Here is a 17,038-nt window from a genome sequence, read left to right as displayed (position 1 = left end):
CTGTTGCCCACCCGAGACGTGAACACCCGTCGTCCACACCAGGAGCTTGTCAATGAACCTCAACCGCATCGCAGGAGCCCTCATGGGCCTCACCCTCAGCGCCACCTTCCTCCTCGGCGCCTCCGCACCGGCATCCGCGGCGGCACCAGGATGCAAGGGAAGTTCATGCACCGGGAAGAACCCCCACGCCCAGCGCTGCGACCGGGACGCGAAGACCATCGCCGTCGCGCACAACCCGGACGGCCCCTCCGCCTACCTGCGCTACTCGGCGGCGTGCACCGCAGCCTGGGTGATCAGCGACAAGGGCGACGGCTCATGGCGGTTCAAGCTCGACGTCAAGCGCAGCTCGCCGTACGTCGAGCACGCCTCGCCGCATTTCAACGCGTACACCGCCATGGTCAACGCCCACAAGGCCTACCGGGCCTGCTACGAGGCGTACACCGGCCGCCCGAACGACTGGGAATGCACAGGCTGGCACTGACCCAGCGCCTTCGCCGGGCGGGCCAGCTCACGATTGACAGCCGCCCCAGGGGCGCGGATTCGTCACGCGCGTCCTGGGAGCGGCGGTGGGACTTCCTGTAGAGCTCGCCGACGCCGTTTCAGCGTGGCTGCGGCCACTGGGACGTGGAACACGCGGCCGGCGTCCTCCCAGTGCCTGGGACGCCGCTGTCGGCGGCTGGCCGGGAGATTCCTCCCACCCCTTCGGGTTGGACCGGGTACTCGGTCTGTAGTCCTTCCCGTCCTTCGAAGCTCAGGGTGCAGCCGGTGGCTGCACCCGGGGCCGGAGTCGCTGCAACGACATCCGACCTATTTCCCCTGTTGGTGTCGAGTGGCAACGGCCCGGGGAGACCGCGTCTGAGAGGTCCGCCCCATGAAGGCGGACATGTTCGCCACGTCCCGGACAATGCCTGACCTGCAGGCATGCGGACATGGCTCCGGAGTCATCCCGGATAGACCGGCGTGGTGAGAGACCGCGTCGGGCAGTTCTCCCTGTGAGGGCAGGCGTCGTTCCCCGCATACCAGATGTGCCTGACGTGCAGGCATATGGCTCCGGGAATCATCCGGGAGCTGGGCGAAGTAACCCGTGCCACAACGGCGTGGCCGATGCCCAGGGCGGCGCGAAGGTACCCACGGGCGGCGCGGAGGTCCTCACGTGCATGTAGCCGGCGCAGAGCAAGACGAGGGACCGCATCAGTGGCCATGGATTGATCCAGGTCATGACGTGCATCGCCTTCACTCCCTCCGTGGGGGCCCGGTCGGTTCCGGGCTCACGGACCGAAGATGCGCGTTCCAGGCCGACGGGACAAGGCCTCTTGGCCGCCGAACGTGGGACACGGCGGCACAACGCGTCAGCGCGGCCTGAGCGGCGGTGCCGGTGACCTGCGGAAGTAATGCTGATGCCATCTCAACTTCCAGTGGGACAGAGTGAAACGGGGCTCCGGGAGGCTGTAGACGGACATAAAGGGGTCCTGAAGGCTGTGGGAAGGTCTACGACCCTTGGCCCTGCAAGGCCATCGGTCGCTGGTGGACCTGTCGAGTGGCAACGAGACCCCTTCAGGAGAATCAGTTGAAGAAGAAGACCGCGCCCGCAGCCGCGTGCGTGGAGGCTCCGACGACGAGCACCGGAACCCTGGTTCCGGTGCCCGCCACGATCATCGTGGTCGTCGTCATCCTCCTCACCGCCGCACTCACCATCTACGGGATGCCGGTGGACACCGTCATCACCGTCCTCGCCGTCGGCGGCCTGCTCGGTATCGAGCTGATCCGCCGACTGGTCGACACGCTCACCACCCGCCGCCAGGCCTTCTAGGAGACCGCGGTGGGGCGCGCGAAAAGCGCCCTGGCTGAGCACACCGCCCGAGGCCTGGCGCAGTGGCTGCTGTCACTGCGCCAGGCCTCCGGCCTCACCATCAGCCAGGTGGCGATCCAAACCGAACTGGTGGGCCTGCCCACCTCCCGCAGCACCCTGTACCGGGCCGAGCTGGTCCCCGCTCCCGGGCAGCGGCCCAGCGTCCCGGCGTGGCCTGTCGTCGAGGCCTACACCAAGGCGTGCGGCGGCAGCATCACCGAGGCGAGGCGGCTGTGGACGAAGGCCGTCGGCGTCTGGGCCCCCGGCAAGACCGGCTCCGTACCGCGGCGGCCGGCAATGGCGCCCCAGTACATCTCCGAGCCCGCCGACCTGCTCACCAGTCTGCCGGGTATCCGTGCCGGTTTTGATGTCGGTGTGGTGCCGCAGGATCTTCGCCGCCTGGACCGGGGGTGGGAAGGCCAGGCCCAGATCGGTGACCGTAAGCGTGCGGACCGAGCGTGTTTCGCGCCGTCCATGCCCGGCCTCGCGGTCGTAGCGGCGGAAGGTCACTTCTTTCCATGGCAGTGCACGTAGCGCGGCGGCCAGACCCGGCTGGTTTCCCTTGACGATAAGCAGGTAGTGCGCCTTCTTTGCCTCCACCAGCCACTTCGCGTGTTCGCGGTGCGTCTGCAGGGCGTCGGCGGTGACGACCACGCCGCTCAGGTCGAACGGTGCCAGCAGGCGTGTAAAGCCAGTGACCTCGGTGGTCTTGTCCGGTACCCGCAGCTGGCTGACGGTGCGTCCACCGGGTACGACGGCCGACAGCAGGTGGGCGGCCGGAGCGGTATCAGTGCGCGAGCCGCGCGCGGTCTTGCCGTCCACCGCAACTGATGCGGCCCCCGCAGGGTCGCATCCGAGCAGGTCGGCCAGGGCGCCGGGGGCATACCAGGGTCAGCACGCGGCGGAGAGTGGAGATGCAGGGGGCGCGACGCACCGCGAACGGCCCGCCCGGACGGATACCGAGGCCCTCGAGGGTGTCCCGGGGGAGCGTGGCGGGCCCACTGGCCGACGGCCAGGTAGGAGCGGGCGTCGGCCAGGACCGCGCTGGCCGCGGTGAGCAGGACGGAGACCACGATGTGGCGCCGTCCGCGTCGATCACGGGGGTCGGCCAGATGACAGAGCCGCTCAGCAGGTTCGGGGATGGCGCGGTGTTGACGGGACGGCGTCTTGGTCAGGCAGACGGTGGCAGACTGACGACACATCGAGCTCCGGTTGTACAGGGCGACTTGGGAAGGTCACCCCTTCAACCGGAGCCTCTTTGCCTGCGTAGCGGCCGTCTCCCGCATCGTCATACGTCCGTGACCAGCCGCTTCTCGTCAAGACCGCGACTTTGAATCAGCCCTGACCCCGGCGGCCGGGCGCCCCATTGCGGGGGCTACCAAGAAGGTATTGGGGGGCTGGTGGCGACCTGGCTGGCTGTTAGCCGAAGCAGCCGGGTACCGGGTCGCCGGGGGTGCAGTTGGCGGGGTCATTGTCGACGATGTTGACGTTGCCGTAGGTGAGGATGGTTGAGCCGTAGTTGAAGAGGCCGCCGGGGGCTGCGTCGGAGGAGTTGTGGGTCACGTCGGTGTCCGTGAGGGTGGTGGTGTAACCGTTCGTGATGTAGATTCCGCCAGCGCCCTGTCCCTCGGAGGGGGCGCGGTTGCGGGTGATCTCGCTGCGGCGGATGGAGACGTCGTCGCCGATGTAGATGCCGCCGCCGACGCCGTAGTGGGCGACGTTTTCGCGGATCTTGGAATCCTCGACCACTGCCGGGTAGTCGAGGTACAGGCCGCCGCCGTTGTAGGAGGTGTTGTACTCGACAACACTCCGGCGCAGGTAGAACGAGCCGCCGCTGTGGTAGACGCCGCCACCACGGTCCGCGTTTGCTTGGTTGGACGTGATGAGGCTCTTGTCGACGTCCATGACGCCACTGCCGTTGTAGACGCCGCCGCCGTAGTAGGCGGTGTTGTGGCTGATCTCGCTCTTGCTGACGGAGGTGCTTCCGCCGTGGTTGTCGATGGCGCCGTAGCCGTCGTCGGGGTCGGAGGCGTTGTTGGTGATCTTCGAGGTGGTGATGGTCACCTTGCCCTCGTCGTTGAAGATGGCGCCGCCGTCATCGGCATTGTTGTTGCTGAAGGTGCTGCGACGGATACTGGTGACACCCTGGTTGTAGATCGCACCACCGTCGTAGGACTGGGGGTCATCTGGGGAGTTGCCGTCGAGGGTGACGCACTCCAAGTCGAGCCGGCCCGCTTCCTGGACAAGGATCGCGCCGCCGTTGCCGCGGTCGTCCCCCTCATCGTCCGCCCTGCCGCGGGTGATGGTGAGGTCGCGCAGGCTGAGGTCGCCGCCGGTTTCGACCTCGAAGATACGGAAGGGGTCGGCGGCGGGGGCGCGGGTGATGGTGGCACCGTTGCCGTAGATCGTCAGGGGCTGGACGACCACGGGCAGTCCGACGCCGTCCTCACTGGTCGTCAGGATGTAGGTGCATCCCTTCGCCAGACTCAGGACGCCCCCGCCCTCTTCGTTCGCATCAGTGATCGCAGCGATCAGCGCATTGGGATCACACTCCACCGGCGTGTCCTGCTCCCCACCCCCGTGACCACCATGCCACCCCGGGTTGCCTGTACCCTCCGCCCAGCCACCCATGCCGGCCTCTTCCTTACCGGCCTCTGTGGCCTCAGGCCGCGAGTCGCCCTCTTCGCCTCCACGCGGAGCGGGGGCAGGAGCCAGATGCGCCGCTTTGCCCGTGTCCACGGCGTCAGCGGCCGTGGCCGTCGCAGCGCCGGTGGTACCACCGACCGCGGTGGCGAAACCAGCAGCCATCAAAACCGCCAGCCGCCAGTGACGACTCAACCCCACCGACCGTGAACCGCGCCGCTTGCCCAAGCCCTCTGATCCAAACATCTGACGCACTCTCTCCTCGAGGTGACCGCCTGCCATCTCCCCGCTCACCACGGGAAGTGAGCCACATAGGAACACGCAAACCTATCTCATTCGGGCAAATAGGATTCACTGGGGGTGTCGGGTCGGCCGGGGGAAGTCATCGCCCTGCGGCTGGCGAAGTGCCACCGAACTCGGCCCCGTTCACCGCACGCCCTACTGAGCTTTTCGGGTTGCCGCTGAGGTTGGGGTGGGGTGACAGCGGGAGCTGGCGGTGCATTGCCGTCCTCATGCGCTATGCGGATGGCGGCGGTCTGACCGCCGCGGGGCGGGCGAAGCGTGAGTCGGTGCGCTTCAGGCCGCTGAGATGCTCGGCAGCCCCACCGTCCCGCCACAGCTGATGCCACCGATACGCCGAATTCCGGCTCACCCGCAGCCGCTGAGCGACCTCCGGCGGCTTGCCCCCCTGCGCGAACAGCTCGGTCGACGCGTCGGAGACCCGGCAACTGCGGGCATCACCAGCCAGAACTGCCGCTCGGAGACGAGGTGCCGGCGGCAGACTTGAGTGTCTCCGGCAAGGGAATCAGGTCTGCCCCATGATCACTCCGCGTGATCATGGGGCAGATTGAGTGGGGGGTCAGCTGACTTGGAAGGCGCCTTCCTCGGCCTCCTCGAAGAGCTTCACGACCTTTTCCCTGACCAGCAGCACGCCGTCGTGCGCGGTGATGAACTGATCCTTCAACCAGCGCTCACGATCCATCCCGCGACGCTCTACGAGCGAGGCAACGGCCAGGGCCGCGGTCCAGCCGATGACTTGATTTCTGAGGACTCTTACCGCGGCGGTGAACTCGGAGGCGGCCGACTCCTTCGTGACTCCTCCCTTGGCCAGCCGCACATCGATTCGGTTCAGCTCGTCGCGGGCGAGCCGAGCGGCGACGGCAGGGTGTACCCGTTCACCGGGTGGAGCGGGGCACTGGTCAGGGCGATCAGCGATGCCCTTCATGAGGGCATTCAGCCGCACGATTTCGAGCTGGACAGCGTCCAGGGCCTCCTGCAAGGCCCCGCTGGGCACGCTCCTCCATACGAAACGGATCTGCTCCACCCCCGGCACAGGTACTTGGGTGGGCAATGAGAGTTCGACCGGTGGTTCCCTTGCGCCCACTCCGTGACGCGGCGGTGCAACGAGAGTGCGGTGGCGCGCCTGAGACCGAACGGGATGTCCAGAGCTGAACCGACAGCCGCAAGAAGGTTGCTCTGGTGCTGGTCAAGGAGTGCGTCAAGCATGTTTTCGGTCTCGGCGTCGAAGTCTTCGTACTCGTCATTCACCGGACTCCGCCTCCTTCTTCAGCCCGAGGCTGGTGATCAGCGCTGCCGCGCTCGCGTGTATGCCTGCCGTACCGCTGCGGGGCTCTTTCCCAGGGCCTGGGCTGTCTGCTCGTGGTTGAAGCCGTCGAGCTTCCAGGCCATAGCCTCCCGCTCAGCCGGCGCCAGCTGTCCGAGGGCGTCGAGAACGGACCTCTGCTGTTCGGTGAGCAGGACCAGATCTACCGGGCACGTGCCGCCTGGACGGTCCGGGACCGGATCCATCGGCTGCGTCCGGATCGTGGTTTGCCGCAAGTACTTCCGGTAGGCGACCGTGCGGAGCCATGCCCTGGGGTGTTCGAGCTCCCGCCACTTGTCCGGGAGCAACGTAAGGAATGCCTCGTGAGCGGCGTCAGCCGCTTCGTACACGCTGGCTCCCAGGTTCACGAGGAACACGGTCACCTCGGGCATCTCGCGGCGGTAGAAGGCGTCGAACTCATTCTGAACCTGTTGCTCGGGCTGTGGGGGAGGCCGAAGAGCGGGGACCACCTTGGCCGCGGGGGCCGCTGGTACCTCGGTCACGAGCCCCCCGTCCCGCCGTGGTCGCTCACGCCGACCAGAATCTCGACGGAGCGCTCGGGTGACTTCTCCGACAGTCGGCTCCCGGGCGGCAGCGACCTCACCCGCTCCGAAAGCCCCTGCTGAGCAAGCTCAGCCCGGCGCACCTCACCCCTGTCCCGAGCCGCCTTGTACGCCAGTCTTGCAAAGAGCCCAAGGAGTGAGATCACCCCCGCCACGATCATCGTCATCAACGTCGGATCCACGATCCACCCCTCGACCTTCGCGGTGCGCTGCGCCCCGCGTCTGGGTCTTAAAGCATCGAGCGCCCCCGAGTGTGACATCCCCACGTAAGAATCTTTTCGACGTCGAACCGGGGCTTGCTCATCCGGCGATACACGACCTCCGCGTCCACTACGGGTCCGATCTTGCACCTCAGCCACAGAAGGCCCCCACCCGATGCGGGCGACCGAGATCCGGCGCACGGGAGCTCGTGGAGTCGGGAAGTTCAGCCCCGCTGGATTCCATACGTGTCGTGGAGGAGGCCTCGTTTGGCGTCTTGCGTTTGCACCACGAGCTTCGACCCGCGCCACTCCACGGCCAGGTACCAGTTGTTCGGTGCCAGCTTGGCCACCGGGGTCGGGCCACCGTCCTCGGGCATCAGGACCGTCGGGTTCGGGACAGCCATCCAAAAGGGCGGTGAGAACTCCCACTTCCTCTTGCCCGTAAAGACCCAACTATGCCTATCTCGGGCTTTCTCCTTCCAGGCCGGCGACAGGAGTTTGGCGTCGATGTAGATGGTGTCGAGAGCGTCGTCGAACGGAGCATCGTCGATTACGGCCTGCGCCACGTCTCTGAGGGCCCTCATCCGGATGGCTTCTGCTTCCGCGTGTGCTGCGGCGCGTATGCGGTCAGCCTCTACGTGCGCTGCAGTGCGGACGTCCTCTGCCTCTCGGAGGGCCTGATCCATGAGCTCGTGGGCGGAGTTCCGTACACGCTTCCAGGGCGCTTGGGCCTGGCGCTGCAGGAACTTGACCTCTACCCAGCGGTCGCGCCACTGGGGGATGAGCGTCGCCTGAGCCGGGGAATGTGCGGCGGCCTGTGTTCCTGGTTGCTGGGGGATCGGGTTGCACACGACGCGTACGAATTCCAGCAGCGCCTCGCAGGAGGGGAGCCGCTTTCCCGAGAGTGCTTCGTTCACGCCGGCCTTGGTCAGCTTCGGCCGTAAGGAGGCCTTGACGAGCTGGGAGTAGGAGGGGGCACCGAACTGGATGTGGAACCGGGTCAGGTCGATCGCGAAGGTACGCAGCGCCTCGTCGTAGGCGCGGATGGCCTCGGCGTCGTCCGGGTGCGTCTCGACACTGCCCTGCGTCACGGCCCCTCCTGGCATTGCGTTACAGCGTGACAGCCCACGGTAGGGCAGTTATGGCTGAACGTATGCGGATTTGACTGAACGTTCCTGAACGGCGTAGCCGTTTGACGACACGCGTGTCTGTTCCGCCTGCGACCTGCAACGTCCGAGTGTTTTCGGGGTCATCTGGATCACTGGGATTCCGTGGGTCCGGGGCGGTCTGCTGCTTGCATGACTACATGTGAAGCAGCAGCTCAAGCCCCCCTGCAGGTCGGCTCGGTAACCGTGCTGACGCCTGGACAGGTGGATGCCGTGGTGTCCTTTCTGGTCCATGACGTGGCTGGCAACGTCGTCGCCACCGTCCTCGTAGCCGTAGCCCTCGCGGCCTGGCGATGGAACAGGAGGAGTCGGGCTCGGAATGCTCCGCAGCCCGAGCCCGACTCTCCCGAGTGACCGGTGCTGGCGGTGCGGGGACGTGGCGGCCCGAAGCCGGCCGCCCAGCGGAGGGGCCGCCCGATAGCCAGCCAGCACCAGGGAGACACGACGGGCAGTCAAGGGTGCGCAGCGCGCACCGCGCAGCGACGCCGAAGGCGCCCTTGACGGCCCGGCGGGACCCGAACACTGCACGAGCGGGCGGCCCCAGTCCGTCCACCTGCGGGCATGACGAGACCCCCGGCAGATGCTGCCGAGGGTCTGGTTCCTGCTCGTGGCCGACGGGCTCTCTCACCCCTGGTAGGCGATCGGGCCGAGGCCCTGGTGCGCCCTGTCCAGGCCTCCGCGGAGGGTCTCCGCCGCGCCGGCCCGCGATGGTCAGTCCGTCGTGTACGGCCTGGAGGTCGTCGACGAGGGTGCCCTTGTCGCTGCGGAGGTGCCCACCGGCTTCCAGGTTCTTCATGAAGGCGGCGATCTGCTCGACTGCCTGCGGCAGCCGGCTCGCCATCACAGAGAGGCTGGCGACCGTGCTGTAGGCGTCGCCGAGGTACTCGAACCCGTCCTGGGGGGAGCGGGTCAGATGGTTGAGGTCCCGGATCGCCTCGGCGGGGTGTCGGCTACTGCGGGAGCGGTCTTCTCGGCCATGGGTTCGGGTCCACCGAAGCACGATAGTTGTCACATAGGCAGGCTGGTTGTCACCGACGGTGTTGTGGGCGGTTGAGCCTGAGCGCGACAGGTCGACAACTGTTGGCTGTTCACGAGGATGGGCTCTGGTCCACTTCTTGAGTTGAGTCAGAACCCGTTCTCGTGAACAAAGCCAGGCTGCTACTTCGGAGCCACCTTGCAGGCGGAAACCGCGGTTCCGTTAGTCACGCCGCCCGCCGTGAGGCCGGACACGCACTGCGCGTTGTCGCCGGTCAGCCCGGCGTAACAGGCCATTCGGACGGAGTCGGGGGCCTCTCCGCCCTGGAGCTCCCGCTCGACCTGGTTGATGCAGGCCGTGACGTCCGCGTGGGCGGTGGAGGCCGTGAAGGCCGCGCCGCCGAGCGCGAGGGCCAGGCCGGCAAGGACGCTTGCGATACGAGCGGACATGCGCATGGGACGTACCTGCTCTCCGGGATCGTCGCGCCGCCCAGGAGCTGGGCCTTGCCGGATCCGCGTGGAAACGGCGCCGGGCGCGCGTACCTCCTTCGACGCTAGATCAGCCCCCCGCGTCCCGCACCCGCTACGCCTTCCGCGCGGAGGTCCAGCCCTGGCGGCGGGACTTTCGGCCTGGTGCGGTGGCTTGCTTCTACCGTGGTGGGGTGGAGGTGGGGCGCCATGGTGTCTTTGCCGGAGGTCCGCCTCGATGTCGACGACGTCCTGGCGCTGCCCGCCAGGAGCGGCCGTCAGCGACCCCCAGGGAACCCCGCGACGACCTGCTGCCAGGCCGGCGCCGTGCTGGATGCCCTGGCCCTCTCCTGCACACCAGGCCCCTATCTGCCGGGCGAGGAGCCGTACGACGACGTCCCCGAACCGGTGAACTCCGCGGTGGAGCTGCGCACCGACGCGGCCACGCTCGCGGAGCGCCTGGCCGCCCACGACCGCATCCACGGGGCAGGGAAGACCTCACGCCCTCCGCAGCCCCGCAGCGAAGGGGACCGGGACGCCGAGCGGGACTCCGCCCGCGCCGACCTGCGCAAGATAGCCGCCCGCGAAGTCCGTCTGGGCGGCCCCGCCTGCCGTAGCTGGCACCGACACACCCCCCGCCGTGCTTCGCCTTCCCCCGGCCGCGGGGCACGGCCAGGGCCTGCAGCCTGACTGCGGGCGCCCATAGGGTCGGGCCATGAAGAACCCGACCGGCCACCCGCGCCGTGACCACTTACTGATCCTTTCAGAATGAGTTTGGCTCAGGGCTTGGCAGTTGGGCTGGCGGGCGGCAAGGTTCTGGATGTGTCGGATGATCTTGTGCCTGATGATCTGTGGGAACGTGTCGCCCCACTGCTTCCACCGCGCCCGCCGCGGCGTCGGCGGTATCCGGGCCGTCTGCCGGCAGACGATCGTGCCGCCTTGCGCGGGATCGTCTACGTCCTGCGTAAGGGTGTGTGGCCTGGGCAGATGTGCCGACCGAGAAGATCGGCTGCAGCGGGGTGACCTGCTGGCGGCGTCTGCGGGACTGGACCGAGGCCGGTGTGTGGCCACGTCTGCACGAGATCCTCCTGGCGGAACTTCGCAAGACGGGCCTGCTGGACATGGACGACGCTGCGGTCGACGGCTCTCACGTCAGGGCCTTGAAAGGGGGGCTCACACCGGACCTTCGCCGGTCGATCGCGCCCGTCCGGGCAGCAAGCACCACCTGATCACCGACCGCCACGGAACACCCCTCACCGTATCGCTGACCAACGGAAATCGGCACGACGTGACGCAGTTGACGCCGCTGCTGGACGCGATCCCCCGCATCCGCGGCCGACGCGGCCGCCCCCGTCATCGTCCGCGCCGGCTGTTCGCCGACCGCGGCTACGACTACGACAAGTACCGACGCCTACTCCGCGCCCGCGGCATCACGCCGAAGATCGCCCGCAAGGGGACCACCCACGGCTCCGGCCTGGGCAAGACCCGCTGGGTCGTCGAGCGGACCTTTGCCTGGCTCCACCAATTCAAACGCCTACGGACCCGTTACGAGACACGCGCCGACCTCCAACCTCGGACTGCTCCAACTCGCCTGCAGCATCATCTGCTTGAGACGACTCCGAACCTCATTCTGAAAGGATCAGTTAAGGCCGCTCGATGGGCTCCCTCGCCCGTGCCCTGGAAACCTTTTTCACCAGTCGCGGTCTGGCCATGGCCACCGACCAGGCCGAGCGGCTCGCGGCCGGCCGCCGGCAACGCCGCGTCCTCGCGGTCCCCGACCCACCGCGACCTTCGGTGGAGGCATTCTCCGACTTCATGATCCGCTCGCGTGAGCGATCCCGACGTGCCGGAACGCTGCCCCGCACCGATGCCACCATCGAAGCCGCACTGGCCATCGTGACCTCGCCCTGTTCCTCGCCGGCGAGCGCGGCAAGCAGCACTGGGCACTGACCGATGTGCACGATCTCGAAGCTTTCCTGGCCCGCTCGCCCGAGGCCCGAAAGCGTCGACTGGTGGTGCTCGGACAGTTCTTCCGCTTCGCACGTTCCCAGAAGATCATCCTCGTCGATCCCGCCCGCGGTCTGACCGCCCGAGGACCGAGCGGCTTCACCGGTGCGACGCTGACGCTTGATCAGCAACGTCTGCTGTTCCGCCGCTGGACAACGGATCCGGCCGTCCACCCGCACGAAGCCCTACTGGGCATGCTCGCCCTGTTGCACGGCGCCTCAAGCCGGGAGGTCAAAATGCTCCAGGCCGTTGACCTCGACTGTTGTGCACGGGCCGCCCGGCTCGGCAACCGCCCGCATCCGGTCGCTTTGGATCCGCCGTCCTGGGCGGCCGTGGAACGCTGCCTGGCCCACCGCGAAGACCAGTGAACGGACAACCCGCATGTGATGGTCACCCGCAGACGAAGTCCGGCCGTGGCCCGGCATCCACCGCCTACGTCAGTCACGTCCTCGACGCCTGCGGCTTCCCGCCCCGCATGATCCGCTGCACTCGACTGCTCGACCTGGTCAACACCATGGACCCAAGCTCGTCGCCGCCGCCTTCGGCATGGACCCCGAGGTCACCATGATCTACCTCGCCGACGACGTCGATCCGGGCCGCCTGCCTGGTGCATGACAGACGAGGCAAATTCGCTGGTCAAGGCAGTGCTCGATCTGCAGAATCAGCAGAATGCCGCGCTTCTTGTGTGACCCCTGCCGACATCCCCTCACCGGACCAGTAACCAAGGTGAGAATGCCGCCGCCGGTCCCGATGTCGGAGATCCCGGGCGTCCGGACACGTCCGGCCCGGACGCCCCGCGGCACCTATGCCAGGAATTTTCAGGTAAGCGATTTCGGCATCGACGTCCCTGGCTTCACCGTGCACCCTGACGACGTGATCGGCACAGAACGGCACCCCGACATCATGCGATCGACCGGCTGCTGCCAGGGCCCTTCGGGCACCGATGGTCTGAACCTCGTCTGCATGGGCTGTGCAAGCGAGGTCGGCACCCGGCAGGCAGATTGCTATACCGAGAACCAGGTGATCCTGGAGCCACGCGCGGTATGTCTCTCCTTTGCCGACGACTGATCACCCGCCCCAGCAGGGCTGAACCCGTCCCGTTTCGGCGCTGCCTGGCATAGGTTCGCCGGAACATGTGCGCTTTGCCGAACGACTCGTTCGAGGCGATGGCGACGCTGTTCTTCTCCTCGCGCTCGGTTCAGAACCTGGAAGGGGAGCTCGGCGCCGTGCCGGTCAAGTTCCATGTAGCCGAGCTCGTCGATGCAGAGGAGATCGACACGGCCGTAACGGCCGATGGTCTTGTTCAGCTGCTTCTCATCAGCTGCTTCGACCAGTTCGTTCACCAGCTTCGTGGCGAGCGTGTAGCGGACGCGGTAGCCCTTCATCGCGGCCTCGGTGCCCAGGGCGATCAGCAGGCGATGCCTGGCCCGGTGGGTGGCCACCCGGGCCGCTCGACCGCGGACAGCGCCGACGCCTTCGGCTTTCACTGGAGCCGCGAGGGCCAGTCCAGCAAGCACATCACCTTCGACTGGACCGGTCCGGAATAAGTACGCGCTCGCACCGCATCAATCGGTTGGCCCCGCCGTTCCCGCGGGACTGCTCGCCCGCCCTCGTCTGCCCTTGCTCGTCCACCGGAGTGGACAGTCGGGGGCGTCTACGTTTCAGCCGGCCTTCCTGCGCGCTGACAATCCTCGTATCAGGCGGGCGGCGCCAGCCGCATAGGCGATGCCGAAGAGGAGCGAGGCGAGGAACGCCAAGTGCCGGGAGAACCCGTCGATGAGCGGGAAGATCTGCCAGTGCGTCAGGTAGATGTACAAGGAGCTGGTTGCGAGGAGGCCGGCCAGTTGGTTGAGGCGCTCGCTGCTGGGGAGGCTGGGCACCCAGACCAGCAGCGCGAACCCGGCGATGATGATCACCTCGCGCCCCGGGTCGCCCGGAAAGAACCCCGGCACGGTGGCCAGGGCCGCTGCGGTGACCAGCAGGCGCTGTCGCACGGTGGTGGACTTGGCCGCCGCCCAGCCGAGCGCGAACAGCCAGAAGACGGTGATCGCGTCGGGGATCTGCTCGCGGGCGGGCAGGCCGACGAGGTCGTAGCGGGTGAGGAGTCCCAGGCCGGCGAGCGCAAGGGGAAGCGTGTACGGGAAGCGGCGCTCCGCCCGGTCCACGACGGGGAGGCTGAGGATCGCGACGGTGGCGAGCAGGATGTAGACCAGGGCCTCGATGAACCAGAACTGCATACCGCTCTTGAGGTCTTCCGGCCCGTAGACACTGTCGAGGAGGAAGAGGTTGGCGAGCGTGTAGTCGTCGTTGAGGAGCAGGATCAGGCCGATCCAGGCCATGCTCGGCAGTGCGACGCGGGCGATGCCGGTCCAGATCCGACGTATGCGTACGCGCCGTTCGGCGGCGGTGAGGTGGAAGCGGGCGAAGTTGTATCCGGCGACCGCGAGCAGGATGTGCGCCCCGCCCTTGATGCCGAAGACATGGATATGGGATCCGACGATGCAGAAGATCGCCAGGGCGCGGAGCGCGACGCTGGTTTCCAGCACCCGCTTGCGGGTGGAGGGAGCCGGCTGCTCGGGCGGCCGGAGGTCCCGGATCGGTGTCGTGTGCCAGTTGGCGGGCAGGTGGCCGAGCCGCTCTTCGAGCTGGATCGACATCTCTACGTACGAGAGCGAATCTCCGCCCAGCCTGACGAACGAGCTCTCGTCCGTCACGTCCGTGCGGTCGAGGACCCGTGCGAAGAGCAGGCAGAGGCTTTCCTGGACGCTATCCGTGGCGGTCTCGGGGCCGGGGCCGGTGGCGGAATCAGGCGCCTGGCGGCTCAGTTCGCGCACGGCCTGGTAATCGGGCTTGCCCGTGGCCAGGCGGGGGAGGTCTGGGAGGATGCGGACACGGACCGCACGGGCCGGCAGACCGCATTCGTCGGCCACGCGCCTGGCTATCCGGCGGGCATCCCGGTCGTGGTCGCCGACGGCCACGACACCGAGCGTCTCGTCGTCGCCGGTGCACAGGGCGGTGACGCCGTGTCGGGCGAGCATCGCCTCGACCTGCCCCGGGTCGATGCGCAGGCCGAGTATCTTCGCGAACCGGCTGCTCCGGCCGACAATCTCGTACAGACCCTCGGGTGTGCGGCGCGCGATGTCGCCGGTGTGGAGTTCGTGCACGGTCCGGCCCAGGGCGAGGTCGCCGGGGGTGTGGGCGTAGCCGAGCATGACGTTGGGGCCCGAGTAGACCAGCTCGCCAGTGTTCTCGTCGGGGTGGCCGGCGTGGCCGGGTATCTGCTGGAGGCGGAAGGAGCCGCCGGGGATGGCGATTCCGGCCGCCCCGGGGTGGGTTTCCGCAAGGTGCGGTGGCAGGTAGGCCATGCGGGCCGTCGCCTCGGTCTGGCCGTACATCACGAAGAGTTCCCAGCCTGCGGCGCGGCCGAGTGCTGCGTATCGCTGGACCTGGGCGGGTGCCAGGCGGCCGCCTGCCTGGGTGATGTAGCGCAGGTGGGGCAGGTCCATCTCGGCGAAGCCGACCCGGTCGAGCAGGTCGAAGGTGTACGGAACTCCGGCGAAGGTCGTTCCCCGACCCGCCCTGAAGAGGTCCCAGAAGCAGGTGTCGGCGACCGACAGGTCGCTCAGGATCAGTCCGGCGCCGCGCAGGAGGTGGCTGTGCACGACGGACAGGCCGTAGCAGTAGTGCAGGGGCAGGGTGGTCGCGGCGCGGTCGGTGTCCCGGATGTCCAGGTACTGCGCGATGGCCTCCGCGTTGGCCTGGAGGTTCTCGTATGACAGCCGGACGAGCTTCGGCGATCCGGTCGAGCCCGACGTGCTCAAGAGCAGGGCGAGGTCCGGGTGCAGCTCGTGCGTCGAGACCGCACGGCGCTCGTCGAGCAGCCATTCCCCGCCCTCGGGGTGCGCCACGACGTCCGGGTCGTACGCGTCGATCAGGGACTGGACGGCTTGCGGGTGGTCGCCCGGCACCAGGAGGATGGGGTGTCCGGCCGCGAGGGCGGCGAGATGGACGACGAGGGCGTCAACGGTGTTGGCACCGACCAGCAGGACCAGACGGCGTTCCCGGCCGAGGCGGTGGGCCGTCTCGGCCACGCGGGCGGCCAGCTCGGCGTAACTGACCCGACCGTCGGCTGTGACGACGGCGGTCCGGTCGCCGTGCGCGGCGAGGCCGAGGGCGAACGGGACGGACGCGGTGCCTGGGAACAGGTCGGGAAGGACTGTCACGGGCGCATCTTAGGAATGCCTTACCTCGCCGGATAGTCACAGGAACGTCACAGGCAGCTCATTGAAGATCCAATGAAAAATAAGCGGTAGGGTCGGCTCCGCCGATGCGTCGCCGCGGCCGAATTGTTGTGTGCGTCACTCTTGACCTTTAGGTTAGCTTTACCTTACTTATGGGGCGTTACCCCGTTCTCCGCTGCCCTTGCAGGAAGGCTTCCCATGCGACGCCCCTTGGTCCGACGCCTGACCGCGCTCTTCGCGGCGGCACTCCTCCTGCCCGTGGTCGCAGGCTGCGGCGTCGACGAGGACGACGCGGGGCTCGTGATCTACTCGGGCCGCAACGAGAAGCTGGTCAAGCCCCTCCTCGACGAGCTGGAGAAAGCCGTCGGCACCACCGTCGCCGTCCGCTACGGCGAGAGCGCCGAACTCGCCGCCCAGATCCAGGAAGAGGGCGGCAAGACCAAGGCGGGCCTGTTCTTCTCCCAGGACGCCGGCGCCCTCGGGGCCCTGTCCACGAAGGGCCTGTTGGAGAAGCTTCCGCAGGAATCCCTCGACAAGGTGGGCACCGGCTTCCGCGGCGGTGCGGGTGACTGGGTGGGCACCTCCGGACGCTCCCGCGTCCTCGCCTACAACCCCGACCAGGTCGCCAAGGCCCCGGACACCGTCCACGACCTGGTCAAGCCGGAGTGGAAGGGCAAGATCGGCTACGTGCCGACCAACGCCTCCTTCCAGGCCTTCGTCACCGGCATGCGCGTCCTGGAGGGCGACGACGCCACCCGCACCTGGCTCAAGGGCCTGAAGGCCAACGAGCCGAAGGTGTACGACAACAACCTCAAGGTGCTCGACGCCGTCGGCAAGGGCGAGGTCTCGCTCGGCCTGATCAACCACTACTACTGGTACGAGCGCGTCGCCGAGAAGGGCGAGAGCAAGGTCAAGGCGAAGATCCACTTCTTGCCCGGGGGAGACCCGGGCGCCCTCGTCAATGTCGCCGGTGTCGGCATCGTCAAGGGCAGCGACCAGGCCCCGGCCGCCCAGAAGGCCGTCGACTTCCTGCTCTCCGAGAAGGCGCAGAAGTACTTCGCCGAGGACACGAAGGAATACCCGCTCGCGGCAGGTGTGACCAGCACGGTCAAGGGCCTTCCGCCACTGGCCTCCCTGGATCCCCCGAAGATCGACCTGGGCAAGCTGGAATCGCTTCAGGAGACCTTGAAGATGCTTCAGGAAGCCGGGATGGTCTGACGCGTCATGCCCTCCACGGATCCCGTCACGCCGACGGATCCCGCCACTGCCAACCGCCCGGCCGGCGCCGCCACGCCGCCCGGGCGGTGGCGTGCCGGGCGCCGA

At 67.7% G+C, this 17,038-nt stretch carries 16 protein-coding genes and 4 pseudogenes; 10 read left to right on the top strand and 10 right to left on the bottom strand.

Annotated features, from left to right (window positions below; translation table 11 throughout):
- Window positions 1-52: 52 nt before the first annotated feature.
- The gene (locus ACWGIU_RS08560; protein ID WP_453703693.1) at window positions 53-481 is read left to right on the top strand and encodes a DUF2690 domain-containing protein; all 429 of its coding nucleotides are present in this window, start codon (window positions 53-55) and stop codon (window positions 479-481) included.
- A gap of 1,086 nt (window positions 482-1,567) precedes the next feature.
- Window positions 1,568-1,810, top strand: a complete 243-nt coding sequence (locus tag ACWGIU_RS08555) for a hypothetical protein (protein WP_453703691.1) — start codon at window positions 1,568-1,570, stop codon at window positions 1,808-1,810.
- Between the two features lie 72 nt (window positions 1,811-1,882).
- Here the strand turns inward: ACWGIU_RS08555 and ACWGIU_RS08550 are convergent, their stop codons facing one another.
- Both ACWGIU_RS08550 and ACWGIU_RS08545 read right to left on the bottom strand, forming a co-directional pair.
- Window positions 1,883-2,671, bottom strand: coding sequence for an ISAs1 family transposase (locus ACWGIU_RS08550; RefSeq protein WP_453703689.1), 789 nt, complete (start codon window positions 2,669-2,671; stop codon window positions 1,883-1,885).
- A 597-nt stretch (window positions 2,672-3,268) separates the two neighbouring features.
- Window positions 3,269-4,405, bottom strand: coding sequence for a hypothetical protein (locus ACWGIU_RS08545; RefSeq protein ID WP_453703687.1), 1,137 nt, complete (start codon window positions 4,403-4,405; stop codon window positions 3,269-3,271).
- 599 nt (window positions 4,406-5,004) lie between these two features.
- Between ACWGIU_RS08545 and ACWGIU_RS08540 the strand changes: the two are divergent.
- A pseudogene (locus ACWGIU_RS08540) lies at window positions 5,005-5,085 on the top strand (helix-turn-helix domain-containing protein); the annotation flags it as partial.
- 8 nt (window positions 5,086-5,093) lie between these two features.
- Here the strand turns inward: ACWGIU_RS08540 and ACWGIU_RS08535 are convergent.
- The 5 genes and pseudogenes from ACWGIU_RS08535 to ACWGIU_RS08515 all read right to left on the bottom strand — a co-directional run.
- Window positions 5,094-5,198: pseudogene (locus tag ACWGIU_RS08535) on the bottom strand (helix-turn-helix domain-containing protein); the annotation flags it as partial.
- Window positions 5,199-5,351: 153 nt separating this feature from the next.
- Window positions 5,352-5,816, bottom strand: coding sequence for a hypothetical protein (locus tag ACWGIU_RS08530; RefSeq protein ID WP_453703685.1), 465 nt, complete (start codon window positions 5,814-5,816; stop codon window positions 5,352-5,354).
- A 260-nt stretch (window positions 5,817-6,076) separates the two neighbouring features.
- Entirely contained in the window at window positions 6,077-6,598 is a 522-nt protein-coding gene (locus tag ACWGIU_RS08525) for an RNA polymerase sigma factor (protein ID WP_453703683.1), read from the bottom strand.
- On the bottom strand, window positions 6,595-6,840 hold the full coding sequence (locus ACWGIU_RS08520) for a hypothetical protein (protein WP_453703681.1): 246 nt from the start codon (window positions 6,838-6,840) through the stop codon (window positions 6,595-6,597). Before ACWGIU_RS08520 ends, ACWGIU_RS08525 begins: the two co-directional genes overlap by 4 nt.
- Before the next feature lie 242 nt (window positions 6,841-7,082).
- Window positions 7,083-7,949 (bottom strand): hypothetical protein, encoded by an 867-nt coding sequence (locus tag ACWGIU_RS08515; RefSeq protein ID WP_453703679.1) that lies wholly within the window; start codon window positions 7,947-7,949, stop codon window positions 7,083-7,085.
- A 796-nt stretch (window positions 7,950-8,745) separates the two neighbouring features.
- Here ACWGIU_RS08515 and ACWGIU_RS08510 point away from each other — a divergent pair.
- Window positions 8,746-9,078 (top strand): hypothetical protein, encoded by a 333-nt coding sequence (locus ACWGIU_RS08510; RefSeq protein ID WP_453703677.1) that lies wholly within the window; start codon window positions 8,746-8,748, stop codon window positions 9,076-9,078.
- A 104-nt stretch (window positions 9,079-9,182) separates the two neighbouring features.
- Here ACWGIU_RS08510 and ACWGIU_RS08505 read toward each other — a convergent pair whose 3' ends face one another.
- Window positions 9,183-9,455 (bottom strand): hypothetical protein, encoded by a 273-nt coding sequence (locus ACWGIU_RS08505; RefSeq protein ID WP_453703675.1) that lies wholly within the window; start codon window positions 9,453-9,455, stop codon window positions 9,183-9,185.
- 222 nt (window positions 9,456-9,677) lie between these two features.
- Between ACWGIU_RS08505 and ACWGIU_RS08500 the strand changes: the two genes are divergently transcribed.
- The 5 genes and pseudogenes from ACWGIU_RS08500 to ACWGIU_RS08480 all read left to right on the top strand — a co-directional run bounded on the left by ACWGIU_RS08500 (window position 9,678) and on the right by ACWGIU_RS08480 (window position 12,542).
- Window positions 9,678-10,157 (top strand): hypothetical protein, encoded by a 480-nt coding sequence (locus tag ACWGIU_RS08500; protein WP_453703673.1) that lies wholly within the window; start codon window positions 9,678-9,680, stop codon window positions 10,155-10,157.
- 132 nt (window positions 10,158-10,289) lie between these two features.
- A pseudogene (locus ACWGIU_RS08495) lies at window positions 10,290-11,101 on the top strand (IS5 family transposase).
- Between the two features lie 22 nt (window positions 11,102-11,123).
- Window positions 11,124-11,417, top strand: a complete 294-nt coding sequence (locus ACWGIU_RS08490; RefSeq protein WP_453703671.1) for a hypothetical protein — start codon at window positions 11,124-11,126, stop codon at window positions 11,415-11,417.
- 5 nt (window positions 11,418-11,422) lie between these two features.
- Window positions 11,423-11,842, top strand: coding sequence for a hypothetical protein (locus tag ACWGIU_RS08485; RefSeq protein WP_453703669.1), 420 nt, complete (start codon window positions 11,423-11,425; stop codon window positions 11,840-11,842).
- Window positions 11,843-12,206: 364 nt separating this feature from the next.
- Window positions 12,207-12,542: a hypothetical protein gene (locus ACWGIU_RS08480; RefSeq protein WP_453703695.1), complete on the top strand. Its 336-nt coding sequence runs from the start codon at window positions 12,207-12,209 to the stop codon at window positions 12,540-12,542.
- 79 nt (window positions 12,543-12,621) lie between these two features.
- Here the strand turns inward: ACWGIU_RS08480 and ACWGIU_RS08475 are convergent.
- Window positions 12,622-12,898 (bottom strand): annotated as a pseudogene (locus tag ACWGIU_RS08475) (ATP-binding protein); the annotation flags it as partial.
- A gap of 237 nt (window positions 12,899-13,135) precedes the next feature.
- A complete protein-coding gene (locus ACWGIU_RS08470; RefSeq protein ID WP_453703667.1) occupies window positions 13,136-15,697 on the bottom strand; it encodes an AMP-binding protein in 2,562 nt (853 codons plus the stop codon).
- 216 nt (window positions 15,698-15,913) lie between these two features.
- On the opposite strand from ACWGIU_RS08470, the gene ACWGIU_RS08465 reads away from it, so the two are divergent.
- The gene (locus ACWGIU_RS08465) at window positions 15,914-16,933 is read left to right on the top strand and encodes an iron ABC transporter substrate-binding protein (RefSeq protein ID WP_453703665.1); all 1,020 of its coding nucleotides are present in this window, start codon (window positions 15,914-15,916) and stop codon (window positions 16,931-16,933) included.
- Window positions 16,934-17,038: the final 105 nt, after the last annotated feature.

This window comes from Streptomyces sp. NPDC054840, assembly GCF_053611065.1.
This window is presented reverse-complemented; position numbering and strand designations above follow the sequence as displayed.